14 protein-coding genes are annotated in these 17,086 nt (G+C 69.2%); 11 read left to right on the plus strand and 3 right to left on the minus strand.

All coding sequences use genetic code 11. The features are described from left to right. Positions 1-135: 135 nt before the first annotated feature. The 3 genes from ACTWPB_RS17065 to ACTWPB_RS17075 all read right to left on the minus strand — a co-directional run bounded on the left by ACTWPB_RS17065 (position 136) and on the right by ACTWPB_RS17075 (position 3,456). Positions 136-999 (minus strand): carotenoid biosynthesis protein, encoded by an 864-nt coding sequence (locus ACTWPB_RS17065; RefSeq protein WP_446226379.1) that lies wholly within the window; start codon positions 997-999, stop codon positions 136-138. A gap of 268 nt (positions 1,000-1,267) precedes the next feature. Next, positions 1,268-2,833: a phytoene desaturase family protein gene (locus ACTWPB_RS17070; RefSeq protein ID WP_446221633.1), complete on the minus strand. Its 1,566-nt coding sequence runs from the start codon at positions 2,831-2,833 to the stop codon at positions 1,268-1,270. Further along, positions 2,830-3,456 carry a GNAT family N-acetyltransferase gene (locus ACTWPB_RS17075; protein ID WP_446221634.1) on the minus strand — a complete coding sequence of 209 codons (627 nt, stop codon included), beginning with the start codon at positions 3,454-3,456 and terminating at the stop codon, positions 2,830-2,832. Before ACTWPB_RS17075 ends, ACTWPB_RS17070 begins: the two co-directional genes overlap by 4 nt. Positions 3,457-3,574: 118 nt before the next feature. On the opposite strand from ACTWPB_RS17075, the gene ACTWPB_RS17080 reads away from it, so the two are divergent. From ACTWPB_RS17080 to ftsW, 11 genes are all read left to right on the plus strand, one after another. Continuing rightward, complete coding sequence (locus ACTWPB_RS17080; protein ID WP_446221635.1) at positions 3,575-4,024, plus strand: SAV_6107 family HEPN domain-containing protein; 450 nt, start codon at positions 3,575-3,577, stop codon at positions 4,022-4,024. Between the two features lie 125 nt (positions 4,025-4,149). Then, positions 4,150-4,578 (plus strand): DUF3040 domain-containing protein, encoded by a 429-nt coding sequence (locus tag ACTWPB_RS17085; RefSeq protein WP_378922615.1) that lies wholly within the window; start codon positions 4,150-4,152, stop codon positions 4,576-4,578. A gap of 400 nt (positions 4,579-4,978) precedes the next feature. Further along, on the plus strand, positions 4,979-5,410 hold the full coding sequence (gene mraZ, locus ACTWPB_RS17090) for a division/cell wall cluster transcriptional repressor MraZ (RefSeq protein WP_056816815.1): 432 nt from the start codon (positions 4,979-4,981) through the stop codon (positions 5,408-5,410). 196 nt (positions 5,411-5,606) lie between these two features. Beyond that, positions 5,607-6,605 (plus strand): 16S rRNA (cytosine(1402)-N(4))-methyltransferase RsmH, encoded by a 999-nt coding sequence (gene rsmH, locus ACTWPB_RS17095; RefSeq protein WP_446221636.1) that lies wholly within the window; start codon positions 5,607-5,609, stop codon positions 6,603-6,605. After that, positions 6,602-7,612 carry a hypothetical protein gene (locus tag ACTWPB_RS17100; RefSeq protein WP_446221637.1) on the plus strand — a complete coding sequence of 337 codons (1,011 nt, stop codon included), beginning with the start codon at positions 6,602-6,604 and terminating at the stop codon, positions 7,610-7,612. The genes rsmH and ACTWPB_RS17100 overlap by 4 nt, the downstream gene beginning before the upstream one ends. Beyond that, the gene (locus ACTWPB_RS17105) at positions 7,609-9,498 is read left to right on the plus strand and encodes a peptidoglycan D,D-transpeptidase FtsI family protein (RefSeq protein WP_446221638.1); all 1,890 of its coding nucleotides are present in this window, start codon (positions 7,609-7,611) and stop codon (positions 9,496-9,498) included. The genes ACTWPB_RS17100 and ACTWPB_RS17105 overlap by 4 nt, the downstream gene beginning before the upstream one ends. A 205-nt stretch (positions 9,499-9,703) precedes the next feature. After that, a complete protein-coding gene (locus ACTWPB_RS17110; protein WP_446221639.1) occupies positions 9,704-11,371 on the plus strand; it encodes a UDP-N-acetylmuramoyl-L-alanyl-D-glutamate--2,6-diaminopimelate ligase in 1,668 nt (555 codons plus the stop codon). Next, positions 11,368-12,861, plus strand: coding sequence for a UDP-N-acetylmuramoyl-tripeptide--D-alanyl-D-alanine ligase (locus ACTWPB_RS17115; protein ID WP_446221640.1), 1,494 nt, complete (start codon positions 11,368-11,370; stop codon positions 12,859-12,861). Before ACTWPB_RS17110 ends, ACTWPB_RS17115 begins: the two co-directional genes overlap by 4 nt. 76 nt (positions 12,862-12,937) lie before the next feature. Further along, positions 12,938-14,014, plus strand: coding sequence for a phospho-N-acetylmuramoyl-pentapeptide-transferase (mraY, locus tag ACTWPB_RS17120; protein WP_446221641.1), 1,077 nt, complete (start codon positions 12,938-12,940; stop codon positions 14,012-14,014). Positions 14,015-14,064: 50 nt separating this feature from the next. Further along, complete coding sequence (gene murD, locus ACTWPB_RS17125; protein WP_446226380.1) at positions 14,065-15,501, plus strand: UDP-N-acetylmuramoyl-L-alanine--D-glutamate ligase; 1,437 nt, start codon at positions 14,065-14,067, stop codon at positions 15,499-15,501. A 45-nt stretch (positions 15,502-15,546) separates the two neighbouring features. Beyond that, the gene (ftsW, locus tag ACTWPB_RS17130; RefSeq protein ID WP_446221642.1) at positions 15,547-17,037 is read left to right on the plus strand and encodes a putative lipid II flippase FtsW; all 1,491 of its coding nucleotides are present in this window, start codon (positions 15,547-15,549) and stop codon (positions 17,035-17,037) included. Positions 17,038-17,086 lie beyond the last annotated feature (49 nt).

A 17,086-nucleotide genomic window follows, 5' to 3' on the forward strand; every position in this document is an offset into this window, starting at 1 on the left:
ACTCGGCTGCACGGTTGACATCGTGCCAGGCTCAGGGCTCAGAGCCCACACGACGGGCCCACCGCGCCCCGCTCACCCGTGCCGATCAGGCGTTTTCGCCACGAATCGGGGGTGTGTCGCGGCACGGTCGGCCGCTCAGAACACGTGTAGCCCGGCCCGCGCCCGCAGAAACAGGGGGATTCCGAGCAAGCCAAGACCGGCGAAACCCCAGATCGCCGACGCCGGGAGGCCGAGGAAGACCGCATGCGCGAGGGTCGAGCCGAGCCAGGTCCACCCGAACACCGCGACGGGGACCGCCACCGAGGGGTCACGCGGTGGCGCGAGCAGTCGATCGAGCAGGGTGAGCAGCACCGCCATGACTACGGCGACGAGCGCCCATCCGAAGTAGTTCGTGTATGGGATCTCGGGCAGACCGGGAAGCCCGGCGTCGGTGACCGCCCAGCCCCATTGACCGTCGGCGACCATCTGCGGATCGAGGAACAGATCCCAGCCGACCGCGCCGAGAACGAACAGTCCCACACGCCGGGCGTTCGGGCCGCTGAGCAGTCCGGCGTTAGATGCGCTGTGGACCGCCGGGTGCCGGTCATTCGAGGATTCGGACCGACTCGGGCTCCGCGTGTACGAGGGGGCGGCCCGGTGCGTACGGGACACGAGCACACCCGCGACGATCCAGATCGGGTACAGCCCGCCCGTCCACGCCAACGGCACCGCCAGCGGAACATCGGCGAACGAGGGCCCGAGCCGATCGACGGCATAGGCGTAGCTGCCGAACGGGAACCCGGTGGCGGTGCCGACGATTTCGGCGGTGAGCCCCAGACCGGACACGATGACGAAGAATCCGGTGGCCCACCGCAATCCGCGAGTCGTCGCCGCGTGGAGCAAGGCGGTCGCGGCCGACAGCACCACGACCACAACGGTGATTCGATCGCGCGTGACCCCCGCGCTCAACGGGTAGGTGATCTGCACGAGCACCAGGGCGATCGCGGTGACGGCGGGAATCGCCCGGCGGGGATCGGCGCGAAACCAACCGGCGACACCACGCAGCACCGTATACAGATCGAGACCAGCGTTCTTCACCGGAACCGCCGAAGAGTCGACCCGGCGCTGTCCGTCGAATGAACGTCTCCGGTGTGGATTCGGCGGACTGCCGCGCCCGTGTGCCGAACCGGCCGAGGCAGTGCGCGTCGAGCCGGGTGTGGGAAGTGGGCGCGGCAGGGCGGCCGCGGAATGTACTCGAGCGGACTCCGCCGATGCGACCGGTAGGTCTTCATCGCTGACGAGGCAGCATGAACCGTGGCTTGCGGCGATCACCGAGGACCAACCGTGCCGCGCTGCGCCCGCTGGCTCCGGAGACCCCGCCGCCGGGGTGGGTGGACGCGCCGGTCAGATACAGGCCGGGAGCGCCGGGGACGCGCTGGCCCGACAACTCGGGCAGTGGACGCCACAGCATCATCTGATCGAGAGACATCTCGACATGCATCACATTGCCGCCGCGCAGACCCATCTCGCGCTCGAGATCGACCGGCGTCTGCACGAATCGCTGACGCACCGACGAGGCGAAACCCGGTGCGTACCGTTCGACCTCGGCGACGATCCGATCCGCCTCCGGCTCGGCGTGCGCTGCCCAGTCGCTGTCATCGGCGAGCTCGTAGGGATGCCACTGCGCCCACAGCGATAGCTGATGTTCGCCTGCGGGGGCGATGGACGGGTCGAGCGCACTGAAACTCATCGCGAGCACGACCGGGCGCGGCGGCAGCGAACCGGCGAGCGCGGCACCGTGTGCCAGCCTGAGCTGCCGGCGGTCCGAGACGAGGAACTGCAGACCACGGGCGGATTCGGTGGGGGAGACACCGGGATATTCGGGTAGCCGATCGGTCGCCAGGCGCACCACCATGCCGATGCCGGGGCCAACCCGGATGCGGCGCTGCCAGTCGTCGAGGACAGCGGGGTCGAAATCGCCCGCGCGCAACAGGTCGAGGGTCGACAGAATGTGGGAGCCCGCGATCACCGTGTCGGCGCGCAGAGTCCGGCCCGACTCTGTCGCCACCAGCCAACCGCTGCCGGATCGGCGCAGCGAGCTGACCGCGTCGCCGGTGTGCAGCTCACCACCGTCGGCACGCAGGCGCGCGATCAACGCCGCACTGAGCGCCCCACTTCCGCCCACCGCGCGCCCGGGCGGCAGGGTGTGCATGAGCGCGGCGAACCCGGCCATCGGCGCCGTCCCAGGTTCCGACATCGGCGGCCCCGACTGCGCGCCGAACCACGCCAGCGAGGCCTTGAGCCGTTCGTCGTCGAACCAGAAGTCCAGCAGCGCGTCACCGGACTGCAAGAACTCCCGCGACAACGCGGATCCACCGGCCCGCGCGTCCAGCCCCCAGAACGAGCGAACGAGCCTGCCCGGCGTCGGCGGCCCACCGAACGACCGCATCACCCGTGCGCTGCGCTCGCCCCACACCCCGACGAATCGGCGATACGCGTCAGCGTCCTTGACACCACAGGCCGCCTCGATCGACGCGCATGTCTCGCCGAGATCACGGTGGAACACGATCGGCGGGCGCACGCCGTCGGACGGCGTGAACCCCCATGGATCGCAGTCGAGATAGCGCAACCCGAACCGCTCGAGCTCGAGGTCCTCGATGATCCCGGTGTGCCGGATCATGATGTGCGCGGAAGATCCGCGATCAACGAGATGGCCCGGGAACCGCTCGACCGTCGACACCGCCCCACCGGGTACCTCGTCGCGCTCGAGCACCTGTACCCGCTGTCCGGCCCGCGCCAGATAGCAGGCCGCGACCAGTGCGTTGTGGCCGGAGCCGACCACTACCGTAGTCACCGGTGCGCGGGGGGCATCGGCAGCCTGCGCCCGAGGATGGCGAACGGACGTGTATCGCCCGCGAAGACGAAATTGCGGATCACATCGGTGAATCCGGCCCGCCGGTACAACTTCCAGGCCCGGTTCGCCTCTTCCGGGACCTCCGGCGTCGACAGCAGCACGGCCGCCTCGGCGCGGTCGGCCAGCAATCGCTCGAGCAGCCGCGCCCCGATCCCACGCCCCTGCGCGGCCGGGTGGACGTGCAGCTCGGTGAGCTCGAAGTAGTCGGCGAGCAGGTCGCGGGCAGCGGCATCGGGCCACCCGCAGCGGCGCATCCCGGTCTGCACCTGCTGATGCCACCACTGGCGCGGCGCGCCGCTGTAGCCGTAGGCGATGGCCACGATCGGCGCGGTGCGCAGGTCGACGCCGCCCGAATCGTCGGGCAGCACCGCGGCGACCGCCCGCCAGCCCGTCCTGGTGGTGTGTTCGGTCCACATCGGGGCGCGATGGTGTTCGGTGCCACGCGGGTAATCCATGGCGGCGACATAGACCGACAGGGCGTCGTGCAGGCGTGCGCGCAGGTCGGCGACGCTGAGGTCGACGATGACGGGTGCGGGGGTGTGATTCGGCTTGACGGCTGTCATGGCTCTCGTCGGTGGCGCGCGGACGCGCAAAAGTTGTCGGTGGGTGTCCCTATATTCAATCTCAATTCAAACGTTCGAATGTTAGTTCGATCAGTGCGAGGGGCGAAAGGGGCAGCAGATGGCTGGTCACAACGATGGTCGAGCGCACGCGGGCCACGATGGGCGCGCCGGCGGACTACTACGCCAAGCCGATGCTCTGCTCACCGACTCCGCCTGGGAGCACGAACCGGGCGAGCGGTTCCGCACCGCTTATCTGGCCGCGCTGCGCGGTGCGGGCTCGATGATCGCGCTCACCGGCGCCGACCGCGCACCGCGAGCGCGGTCGCGCAGCGCCTGGGTGTTACTGAGACGCGCCAGCCCGGAATTCGTGATGTGGGCCGACTACTTCGAGGCGCACTCGCAATTACGGGCCGCGCTGGAGGCCGGATTGGACCGTGCGATCACCGACACACAAGCTGACGAGTTCTGCTCACGGGTGGGCGCATTCCTCTACGACGTCGACGATGCGCTGGTAGCCGCGGCTAAGAGCCTCCCGCGGCCGAGTCGTGGCCGCGACATGACCGCTTAGTTATGACCGAGTAGGTGGTACGCCACCGATCGAACTCGTATCATGGGGAGCAGATAGCCGCCAAGGTCGGCTACCCGTCGCCTACCCGGAGGCGACCAGCCACGCCTAGTGCCGGGGGAGGTACCGTGCCACTCTCCGAGCACGAGCAGCGCATGCTCGAACAGATCGAGAGCGCTCTCTATGCTGAGGACCCGAAGTTCGCCTCGTCCGTCCGCGGCGGACGACTTCGCTCCACGTCGAGTCGACGCAGACTCCAGGCTGCGGCGTTGTTCGCCGTCGGCCTCTTTCTGCTCGTCGCCGGCATCGCCGCCCCGTTCAAGCCGGGCGGTTTCCCGATCATCAGTCTCGTCGGATTCATCGCCATGTTCGGCGCTGGTGTCCTGCTGATGATCGGCAACTCGCGTCGCACCGCCCGACCGGATGCGACCGAGTCTCCCGCGGCGGGCAGCGGCCCGACGACGGGACCCACCGCCCGAGGTGGTCGCCAGCGCAAGTCCGGTGGCTTCTCCGAGCGCATGGAAGACCGATTCCGACGACGGTTCGAGCAGGAATAGCTCAGACCTAGCCGACTACGTTGGCGGCGCCACACCCACCACCGGGTGTGGCGCCGCCATCGTGTGTTTGTGGCCCGCTGACGCCGAAGCGCATGGCCAGGGCAGGTCCCCCACCTCCCCACCGCTCCCCACCCTTCCCCCACCCCGCCGCCCGGCAGACGGCACACCTGCGATGTTTGCTGAACGTTGTCGGAACGAGGGGTTGCAGACCCGCGCGGGTTGCCCGAACACGGGATAACCGCGAATCTCAGTGATAGCTGGGATGACCTGCGGAATTGTGTTGGCGGGGAGCAGGATCACTCAGGGTTTCGATTGAAAGTGGGGGAAAGTGGGGTAATGTGGGTCGCGCACTACAGGAGAGGCCGTACGGCGAGGTGAATCCAGTAGGGAGGTGGCCGGGATGTTCCTCGGTACCTACACCCCCCGACTGGACGACAAAGGGCGGCTGACGTTGCCTGCGAAGTTTCGAGACGATCTGGCGGGAGGGTTGATGGTCACGAAAGGCCAAGACCACAGCCTGGCCGTGTATCCCAAAGACGAGTTCACCGCGCTCGCGCGGCGAGCCGCGTCGGCGTCCCGAAGCAACCCGCAGGCAAGGGCTTTCGTTCGAGCGCTGGCGGCAGGCACCGACGAGCAACGTCCGGACGCACAGGGCCGGATCACGCTGTCGCCGGACCATCGGCGCTACGCGAACCTCTCGCGGGATTGCGTGGTGATCGGTTCGGTCGACTTCCTCGAAATATGGGATAAGCAGGCGTGGGAGACCTACCTCGAAGAACATGAGGAGGACTACGCGCAAGCCGGAGACGAGTCGCTGGGCGGAATCTTCTGACCCGGAGCACGCGAGTGCTGCGAGGCCTCTGCCCGGGCGTGGACCCTGACGTACTTCCCCGACGCCAGGTGCCTTGCCCCGGTCAGAGACCTCGAAGCATTCGCATCATCAACTCGTTCGACAAGCACTCATTCGAAAAGCACTGTGTGGCAAGGCGACCCGTCTGCGACGCGAGGCAGTATCCCGGGAGGTCGAGGTGAACCATGACGCCGAGAACCCCCGTCATGTGCCAGTTCTGCTCGAGCGCGCCGACGACCTGCTCGGCCCCGCGCTGAGCGAACCGGGCGCCGTCTACATCGACGCGACCCTCGGATTGGGCGGGCACGCCGAGCATTTCCTGCACACCTACCCGCAAGCGCGTCTGGTCGGTCTCGACCGCGACACCACCGCGCTGCGCATGGCAGGTGAGCGACTGGCGCCCTACGCGGACCGGATCACGCTGGTGCACACCCGCTACGACGGCATCCCCGCGGCGCTGGCCGAAGCGGGGCTGGACGAAACCGGTTCCGTCTCAGCCGTTCTCATGGACCTGGGCGTGTCGTCGATGCAGCTCGACGAGGCCGAGCGCGGCTTCGCCTACTCCGTCGACGCGCCGCTGGACATGCGGATGGACCCGACCACCGGGATCACCGCGGCCGACGTGCTCAACACCTACAGCCACGGCGATCTGGCCCGGGTGCTGAAAACCTATGGCGACGAACGGTTCGCGGGAAAGATCGCCTCGGAGGTGCTGCGCAGGCGGGCGGTCAAGCCGTTCACCACCAGCGCCGAACTCGTCGAGGTGCTCTACGCGACCATTCCGGCCGCGGCCCGCCGCACCGGCGGACATCCGGCCAAGCGCTCGTTCCAGGCGCTGCGGGTGGAGGTCAACGGTGAGCTCGACTCGCTGCGGGCGGCACTGCCCGCGGCACTGGATTCACTGCGTGTGGGCGGACGGATCTGCGTCATGTCGTACCAGTCGCTCGAAGACCGGCTGGTCAAACACGAACTCGCGCCACGGATCGTCTCCCGGTCGCCGATGGACCTGCCGGTCGAACTGCCCGGCATGGGACCGGAATTCCGGATGCTGACCCGTGGCGCGGAAAAAGCGACCGAGTCCGAGATCGAGGTCAATCCGCGATCCGCGCCGGTGCGGATGCGCGCGGCCGAACGAATCGCGGAGAGGTCAGGGAGGACACAGGAGGGGACACGATGAGCGTGCGGACGAGCACAGTCGCGGTGCCGAGCAAGACGGCACGGCGCGTGGAGGCGGCCGAACGAGTGAAGTCCGGTGCGGCCCAGCGGGCTTACGCCCGCAAGCGCACCAGGGAGCAGCTGCTCGATGGCATCGAACTGCCCGAACCGTCCTCGACGATGGCGGGGCGGATCCCGTTCGTCACCGCGATCATCGGATTGCTCGGCTGCGGCCTCGCCCTGACCCTGTTGCTCACCACCCGCGCCGCCGAGGACAGCTACCAGCTCGGTGACGCCAGGACGGTCAACCGCACGCTCGCCGACGAGCGGGCCGCGCTGCAGCGGGAGGTCGCGGCCGCCGATTCCGCCCCCGAACTGGCCGCACGCGCACGCGAACTGGGCATGATCCCCGCGAAGGATCCGGCCCGGCTGGTGATCGGTGCCGACGGTGAGGTCACCGTGATCGGTAACCCGACGCCCGCGCAGGGTGCGCCGGTGCCGCCGCTGAACGGTCCGCCGACCACCACGCCGAACAGTCCGGCACCGGGGCATGCCCAGGCGCAGGGCGAGCGTGTGGTTCCGGTCCAGCCGGGTGCGGCCGCGCCGAGCCCCGCCGCGCCCAACAGTGCTCCGGCGAACGTGCTCGCGGCTCCTGTCACCCCGACGGCGCCCGCCGTGAATTCGCCCCAGAATCCGGCGGTTTCGTCGCAGCCCGCGGCGGCTCCGGCTCCGCTCGCCACCGCACCGATCGACGCGGCCGCACCCGCCCCGGCGGATGGCGGTGCCCCGGCTCCGCTCGCTCCGGTGACCGTGCCCGATCGGGTCGACGTCGCAGGTCAGGGTGAACCGCTGGCCTCCGCCGACATGCCACCGCTCGCACCGGGTGCCGTCGCCGACCCGGCGATCGCGGCGGATGCGCCGTTACCCGCACCGGGTGCCGTCGCTCCGGCTCCCGGACTACGAGCCCCGGCCGCCGGATCGCCGAGCGAACAGCCGCAGGTGGTCGAATCGCAAGATGGTCCTCGATGAAGCAGAGCGGGCCCGTGTCGCAGCAGCGACGCGGGCCGGTCTCGTCGAGGGCGCGCCGCTCCGGTTCGCTCTCGCCGGACCGGCCGATCCGCCTTCGCCTCGGTGTCGGCCGGGTCACCCTGCTGGCCACCCTGGCGGTGGTCGCGTTGCAGCTGCTCTACATCCAGAGCCTCGCCGCCCCGGCGTTGCAGGCACAGTCGGCGTCGCAGCGCACCAAAAAGGACACAGAGGCCGCTGTGCGTGGTCCGATCACCGACCGGCACGGCAATCAGCTCGCGTTCACGCTCACCGTGAAAGCCCTGACATTCCAGCCGGTTACGGTGCGCAAGCAGCTGGCGGAGGCGAAGAAGCTCAAGCCGAGCGCACCGGACCCGGAGCAGCGGCTGAAGGATATCGCGAAGTTCATCCACGAGAAGCTCGGTGCGGCCGCCGGAACGCCCACCGAGCAAGAACTGCTGGACAAGCTGCGCAGCGACAAACTGTTCCACTACCTGGTCAAGAATGTCGATCCGCGAGTGGCTGCCGAGATCACCACCAAATTCCCGGAGGTCGGCGCCGAACGACAGGACCTGCGCGAATATCCCGGTGGCTCACTGGCATCCAATGTCATCGGCGCGATCGGCGGCGACAAACACGGTCAGATGGGCCTGGAATCGGCGCTGGACTCGGTGCTCTCCGGTACCGACGGTTCGCGCACCTACGACCAGGGTTCCGACGGTGCGGTGATCCCCGGTAGCTACCGTGACCTGCAGCCCGCGGTGAACGGCTACGGCGTCGAGCTGACGCTCGACGCGGACCTGCAGTACTACGTGCAGCAGCAGGTGCAACAGGCCAAACAGGTCTCCGGCGCGTCCTCGGCCTCGGCGGTGGTGCTCGACGCCAAGACCGGTCAGGTGCTCGCGATGGCCAACGACGGCACCTTCAATCCCGCACTCGGCCCGAATCATTGGGCCTCGGGCAAGATGGGCAACCCGTCGGTCACCGAACCCTTCGAACCCGGCTCGGTCAACAAGATCGTCACCGCGGCGGCCGCCATCGAATACGGCGTGACCACTCCCGACGAGGTGCTGCAGGTGCCCGGCTCGATCCGCATGTCGGGCGTCACCGTGAACGACGCGTGGCAACACGACGTTGCGCCCTATACGACGACCGGCATCTTCGGAAAGTCTTCCAACGTGGGCACTCTCATGCTCGCACAGCGCGTGGGTGAGGACCGGTTCGCCGATATGATCGACCGGTTCGGGCTCGGTCGGCGCACCGGCGTCGGCCTGCCCGGTGAGAGCGGTGGCCAGGTACCCGCCCGTGACCAGTGGTCCGGTGGTTCCTTCGCGAATCTGCCCATCGGCCAGGGCCTTTCGATGACAACCCTGCAGATGACCGCGATGTATCAGGCCATCGCCAACGACGGCCTGCGGATCCCGCCGCGCATCGTCAAGGCCAAGGTGGCCCCGAACGGCACCCGCACCGAGGAACTGCAGCCCGACGGCGTGCGCGTGGTGAGCCCGCAGACCGCGCACACCTTGCGCGAGATGTTCCAGGCGACCGTGCAGAAGGACCCGATGGGTGTGCAGATGGGCACCGGCGCACCTGCCTCGATCGAGGGGTACCAGGTGGCGGGCAAGACCGGCACCGCGCAGAAGGTCGACCCCGCGTGCCGGTGCTATTCGACCTCGTCGTTCTACAGCACGTTCGCCGGGATGGCACCCGCCGACAACCCCCGCTACGTGATCGGCATGATGCTCGACGCGCCCGTGCGCAGCTCCGACGGCACCGGCGGCGGGTCGGCCGCACCGCTGTTCCACAGCATCGCCTCCTGGGCGTTGCAGCGCGATCGGGTGCCGCCCTCGCCGGAGCCGAAGCGGCTGGTGCTGGAGGCAACATCATAGCGGCTGGCGCCGCTGGTTCTCGGCCCTGTTCCCCGCCTCTTCCCTCCCTCCGGGTACTCCTTCGTCGCACCCTCCACTCAGTCCAGAGGCGGGCGGGCCGAGAACCAACAATTAACTCAACCCACGTTGTCCGTCCGACACCGCGCGTCGGTAACCTGACTGCTCGTCTCGCCTACGCGCTCGATCACTCTCAGAGAGGAGCCTTGTGCCCGCGCAGTCCAGCCCGCACGCGCTCCGGCCAACCACTCCGTTGTCGACGTCGCTGCAGGCCGTGGCGGACCTCACCGGTGCCACGACAGTGGCCCCGGCGTCCACCGAGGTGACGGTCACCGGCATCGAGCAACGATCCAACGCGGTGCGCACCGGTGACCTGTTCGCCGCGCTGCCCGGCGCGAACTCGCACGGCGCCCGATTCGCCGCCGACGCGATCGCGAACGGCGCGGTGGCCGTGTTCACCGATGCCGCGGGTGCCGAGCTGATCGGTGACGTCGCGGTGCCCGTGCTGGTGCGCGAGCAGCCCCGCGCGGTACTCGGCGAACTCTCCGCCGAGATCTACGGCCACCCCAGCGACCGGCTGCGCATCGTCGGCATCACCGGCACCTCGGGCAAGACCACCACCGCGTATCTGGTGGAAGCCGGTCTGGCCGCGGCCGGACTGTCCACCGGGCTGATCGGCACGATCGAGACCCGGATCGGCGGGCAGCGGGTGCCGAGCGCGCTCACCACCCCCGAGGCGCCGCAACTGCACGCGATGTTCGCCGCGATGGTCGAGCAGGGCGTCGACGCGGTCGTGATGGAGGTGTCGAGCCACGCGCTCGCGCTGGGCCGGGTCGACGGTGTGCGGTTCGCGGTCGGCGCGTTCACCAATCTCTCCCAGGACCATCTCGACTTCCACGCCGGCTTCGAGGACTACTTCGCCGCGAAACGTCGGCTGTTCGACGCGGATTCGCTGGTCGCCGCGCGCACCGCGGTGATCTGCGTCGACGACGAATGGGGCACCCGCCTCGCCGGTGACCTGGTCGATCCGGTCACCGTGTCGACGACCGGCGCGGCTGCATCCGATGGCGCCGCGACCGAGGGCCCTGCGTGGTCACGCTCCGCTAGCGTGTCCCAGCCCGCCGATCGCGCCGCGACCTGGCAGGTCAGCGGCGACATCAAAACCACCGGCGGCGAACAGGAATTCACCGCCGCCGGACCCGACGGCGAACTGACGGTGCGCCTGCGCCTGCCCGGCCGCTACAACGTCGCCAACGCGCTCCTGGCCGTCGCCACCTGCGCCGCGACCGGCGTCGATCCCGCCATCGCGGCCCCGGCGCTCGCTGTCGTCGACGTGCCGGGCCGGATGCAGCGCGTCGAGCGGGGCCAGGATTTCCTCGCCGTCGTCGACTACGCGCACAAGCCCGCCGCCATCGAATCGGTGGTGACGACCCTGCGCGGCCACCTCGCCGAAGCCGGGGCAGGCAGGCTGGCCGTCGTGCTCGGCGCCGGTGGCGACCGTGACGTGGCCAAACGCCCGCTCATGGGCGCCGCGGCGGCACGCGCCGACCTGCTGATCGTCACCGACGACAACCCACGCACCGAGGACCCGGCGGCCATCAGGTCCGCTGTGGTGGCCGGTGCGCACGAACTCCCGGCCACCGACCGCGGCGAGATCCGCGAGATCGGTGACCGCGCGGCGGCCATCGCCGCCGCACTCGACTGGGCGCGTTCCGGCGATGTAGTGCTCGTCGCGGGTAAGGGCCACGAGGCGGGGCAGGAGATCAAGGGCGTCAAGCACCCCTTCGACGACCGCGAGGTGGTCGCGGCGGCGCTGGATGCCCTGCGGATACGACACAGTCCGCACACGGACTCGGAGGACTTGACGGTTTCATGATCGAGATGACACTGCGGGAGATCGCGGACGTCGTCGGCGGCGAGCTGCACGACGTACCCGACCCCCAGGCACTGGTGACCGGTTCGGTCGAATTCGATTCGCGCCGAATCGGTTCCGGCGATCTGTTCCTTGCCCTGCCCGGCGCCAACTCAGACGGGCACGACTACGCCGCCGCCGCGGTCGCCGCGGGGGCGGTCGCGGTACTCGCCGCTCGCCCGGTCGGGGTGCCCGCGATCGTCGTCGCCCCTGATCTCGGCTCGGTTCCCGCGACCTCGGTCGCGCTCAGCGCCGACGGTGACGGTTCCGGCGCCGCCGTGCTGGCGGCACTGGCCGAACTGGCACGGGTGAGCACCGAGCGGCTGACCGAGCGCACCGGGCTCACCGTCGTCGGCGTCACCGGGTCCTCCGGCAAGACCTCGACCAAGGACCTCCTCGCGGCGGTGCTCGCACCGCTGGGTGCGGTGGTCGCGCCGCCCGGCTCGTTCAACAACGAACTCGGCCACCCGTGGACTGCCCTGCGCGCCGGCCCCGACACCAAGTTCCTCGCCCTGGAGCTGTCCGCCCGCGGTCGCGGACACATCGCGGAACTGGCCCGTATCGCACCGCCCCGGATCGGTGTCGTGCTCAATGTCGGCACCGCCCACCTCGGCGAATTCGGTAGCCGCGAGGCGATCGCGCAAGCCAAGGGCGAGCTCGTCGAAGCACTGCCCGCTGACGGGCTGGCCGTGCTCAACGCCGACGACCCGAACGTCTCGGCCATGGCATCGCGCACCAAGGCGCGCGTGGTGAAGGTCGGCCTGTCCGGCGATGCCGACATCCGCGCCACCGACGTGATCACCGACGACCAGGCCCGCGCCCGCTTCACCCTGCACGTCGCGGGCGAGTCGATCCCGATCCAGCTCGCGGTGCACGGCGAGCACCAGGTCGGCAACGCCCTGGCCGCCGCGGCCGTCGCCCTCGAATGTGGTGCCGATCTGGCGACCGTCGCTCAGGCGCTGTCCGGCGCCACCGCGGCCTCGGTCCGCCGGATGGATGTGACGACCACCCCCGCGGGCGTCACCGTTATCAACGACTCCTACAACGCCAACCCCGACTCGGTGCGCGCGGCGCTCAAAGCGCTGGTCACCCTCGCGAAGTCGAGCTCCGAACCCCGGCGCAGCTGGGCCGTGCTCGGCGAGATGGGCGAACTCGGCGACACCTCGGTGATCGAACACGACGCGATCGGACGGCTGGCCGTGCGCCTCGATGTCGACCGGTTGATCGTGGTCGGCACCGGACGACCCTCCCACGGCATGCACCAGGGAGCGGTAATGGAAGGCTCATGGGGCGAGGAATCGATCCTCGTTCCCGATATCGACGCGGCGATCGCGCTGCTCGACGACGAGATCGCCGCAGGCGATGTGGTACTGGTCAAGGCGTCGAAGGCGGTGGGCCTGTGGGCCGTCGCCGAGCACCTGACCGGGGCAGCGGAAGGTAAGACAGCTCGATGAGTGAGCGTAGCGAACGAATCATGTGCGCAGCGGCCAAAGGCCTGACGACGGAGCCGAGCGTTAGCGAGGCGCAGTCGTGAGGCAAATTCTGTTCGCGGCGGGGATCGCACTGGCGGTGTCGATCCTGTTGACGCCGTTGCTGATCAGGGTCTTCGCCAAACAGGGCTTCGGCCAGGAGATCCGGGTGGACGGCCCGGCCAGTCACCAGGCCAAGCGTGGCACCCCGACCATGGGTGGTGTCGCGATCCTGATCGGCATGTGGGCGGGCTATCTCGGCTCGCACCTGATCGGTATCGGCTACGACGCGGAAGGTCCGACGGCGTCGGGTCTGCTCGTGCTCGGGCTCACCACCGCGCTCGGCATCGTCGGGTTCCTCGACGATTTCATCAAGCTGCGCAAGCAGCGCAACCTCGGACTCTCGGCCGCGGGCAAGTACATCGGGCAGACCGCCGCGGCGGTCATCTTCGCGGTGCTGGCCCTGCAGTTCCGCAGCCCCGACGGGCTCACTCCCGCCAGCAAGCATCTGTCGTATGTGCGCGACTGGAACACGGTGTCGATGGGCGCGATCATCTTCGTCGTCTGGGTGCTGTTCCTGGTCGTGGCCTGGTCCAACGCGGTCAATCTGACCGACGGCCTCGACGGTCTCGCGGCCGGTTCGATGAGCCTGCTGCTCGGCGCGTACGTCATCATCACCTTCTGGCAGTACCGCAATTCCTGCTCCACCAGCCCCGGCCCCGGCTGCTACGACGTGCGCGATCCGCTCGATCTGGCCCTGGTCTGTGCCGCCGCGGCCGCCGCGTGCATCGGCTTCCTCTGGTGGAATGCCGCGCCCGCGCGAATCTTCATGGGCGACACCGGTTCGCTGGCGCTCGGCGGCCTGATCGCCGGGCTGTCGATCACCACCCGCACCGAGCTGCTGATGGCCGTGATCGGCGCGCTGTTCGTCGCCGAGGCGGCATCGGTGATGCTGCAGGTGGCGGTGTATCGCACCACGCGCAATCGGTTGTTCAAGATGGCGCCGTTCCACCATCACTTCGAGTTGAGTAAGTGGGCCGAAACCACGGTGATCATCCGGTTCTGGATTTTGGCGGGCATCTCCGCCGCGGTGGGCCTCGGCCTGTTCTATAGCGAATATCTGTCACAGGTCGGGTGAGTAGAGACATGGTCGAACACTCTCCCCGCGCCCTGCGTTCCCCGGGCCCGATGCTCGAATTCCTGCGTGGCCGCGATGTTCTCGTCGCCGGTTGGGGCGTCTCCGGGCGCTCGCTGATCGAACCGCTGCGCGATATCGGCGCCCACCCCGTTGTCACCGACAACGGCGCGAAGGCACTCGCCGAGGCCGCCGAACTCGGCCTCGAGGTCGCCACCAGCGTCGAACTCGAAAGCGCCGACCTGAGCCGGTTCGCGCTGGTGATCACCAGCCCCGGCTGGCGACCGGACTCGCCGGTGCTGGTCTCCGCGGTCACCGAGGGCGTGCCCGTCTGGGGTGACGTCGAATTCGCCTGGTGGGTCGATCAGGCCCGCATCTACGGGCCGGTCCGCAAGTGGCTGGTGATCACCGGCACCAACGGCAAGACCACCACCACCCAGATGACGCATTCGATCCTGCGAGCCGCCGGCATCTCCAGCGTGGCCTGCGGCAATATCGGCCTGCCGATCCTGGACGCCCTGCGCCGCAACCCCGGTCCGCAGGTCCTCGCCGTCGAGCTGTCCTCGTTCCAGCTGCACTGGGCACCATCGGTGCGGCCCGAAGCCGGTGTCGTGCTCAATGTCGCCGAGGATCACCTGGATTGGCACGGCGGCCTCGATGCCTACGCCGCCGCGAAGGCGCGTGCGCTGACCGGTCGGGTCGGCGTGGTCGGCCTCGACGATCCGGTCGCGGGCGCACTGGCCCGCAAAGCCAAGGCCCGCCGCACGGTCGGCTTCCGCATCGGTGTCCCCGCCGACGGTGAGCTGGGTGTGGTCGACGGCAAGCTCCTCGACCGCGCCTTCACCAAGGCCGCGATCCTCGCCGAGACCAGCGACATCAGCCCGCCGGGACCCGCTGGCATCGCCGACGCACTGGCCGCGTCCGCCCTGACCAGGGCCATCGATGTGGCACCCCAGTTCGTCAAGGAGGGCCTCGCCGAGCACAAGGTGGGCCCGCACCGCACCGCGTTCGTCCGTGAACTGGGCGGTGTCGAGTTCATCGACGACTCCAAGGCCACCAACCCGCACGCCGCGCGCGCCGCGATCATGGCGCACCCGCACGTGGTGTGGGTGGCGGGCGGTCTGCTCAAAGGCGCCAGTGTCGACGATCTGATCGAAGAGATCGGTGACCGACTGGTCGGCGCGGTGCTGTTCGGGGCCGACGCGCCGGTGATTGCCGCCGCGATGACGCGACACGCACCCGAAGTCCCGGTCATCGAGCTGGATGCGGGAGACGATGCAGACATGGAGTCGTCGAGATCCCAGCGAGCCGAGGCGGTCATGGGCCGCGCGGTGCGCGCCGCGGCGGGCCTGGCTCGTGCCGGAGACACCGTCCTGCTCGCGCCGGCGGCCGCTTCCCTGGATATGTACGACGACTACACCCATCGCGGACGCTGTTTCGTGGATGCGGTGACGGCACTGGAAGACGGTGACATCGGGCGGGCGCTATGACGAAGGCGCGCCCGGCCGACCCGTCACCGCCCACAAGGGGGCAGCGTGGGTAAGCGCCGGGGCAGCGTGGACAGCAGCCGGGTCGGTAGCCAGGGCAGCGCGGCTACCACCCGGCGCGGTTCGGGGCAGCCGAATTGGGCGGGGGAGCGCTTCGGTGCGTGGTTGGCCCGGCCGCTGGCGTCGTTTCACCTGATCGTCACCATCGCGACCCTGCTCACCGTGCTCGGTCTGGTGATGGTGCTGTCGGCGTCGAGCGTCGAGGCCTATGCCGGTGGTGGTTCGGCCTACGCGCTGTTCATCCAGCAGGCCATGTTCGCCGCGCTCGGGGCGATCGCCTTCTATGTGGCGTTGCGGCTGCCGCTGCGGCTGTTGCGGCAGTGGTCGTTTCCGATCTTCAGCATCTCGGTGCTCGCGCTGATGCTGGTACTGATCCCCGGCATCGGCTCGATGCACGGTGGCGCGCGGCGCTGGTTCGATATCGGGCCGCTGTCGATCCAGCCGTCCGAAGTGGTCAAGGTGACCCTGGTCGTGTGGGGCGCGCACCTGCTCGCCTCGCGGCGCGGAGCGGCGCTCAAGGACATCCTGGTGCCGCTGGTGCCCGCCGGACTGCTGGTGTGCCTGCTGGTGGTGCTCGAACCGAACCTGTCGACCACCATCGCGCTCGGCATCGTGCTGATGGCGCTGCTGTGGTTCGGCGGGCTGCCGGTGCGGTTGTTCGTCGGCATCATGGTGACGGGCATCGTCGCCGCCTCCGTGCTCGCGCTGTCGGCCGGCTACCGCTCCGACCGGGTACGCGCGTTCTTCAACCCCGGTGACGACCCGCAGGGCGCCAATTATCAAGCGCGTCAAGCCAAGTACTCCCTCGCCGACGGTGGCATCTGGGGCCGCGGCCTCGGGCAGAGCCGCGCGAAGTGGAGCTACCTGCCCAACTCGCACAACGACTTCATCTTCGCCATCATCGGTGAGGAGCTCGGCTTCCTCGGCTGCATGCTGGTGCTGGCGCTGCTCGCCCTGTTCGTCTACGCGGGCATCCGCATCGCGCTGCGCTCGGTGGACCCGTTCCTGCGCCTGCTCACCGCCACCGCCACCACCTGGATCACCGCGCAGGCGCTGATCAACATCGGCTATGTCGTCGGGCTGCTGCCGGTGACCGGGCTGCAGTTGCCGTTGGTCTCGGCCGGTGGTTCGTCGCTGGCGATCACGCTGTTCATGTTCGGCATCATCGCCAGCGCCGCCCGGCACGAACCGGAAGCGGTATCGGCGTTGAAGGCAGGCCAGGACGGCAGGTTCAGCAGGCTGCTGCGGCTGCCGGTGCCCGAGGTGTACACCCCGCCCGCGCCACGGAAAGTCGCGCCGCGTGCCCGAACCGAACGCCCAAGTCAGGCCCCACGTCGCCAGCCGCCCGCCGACCGCAGGCGACGCGCGCCGGAAAGCCGCGGCACGAGTTCGCTACGGTCGACAAGAGCGTGGGAGCCGACCTACCCGATGCCACACCGCCCGGTGAAACGGCGGACCGGCGGAGGCGGCGGCGCATGAGCACGCACGCTTTCGCGAGATCGATTCGACACGACAGAGAACGAGGTAG

This window comes from Nocardia sp. IBHARD005, assembly GCF_052814245.1.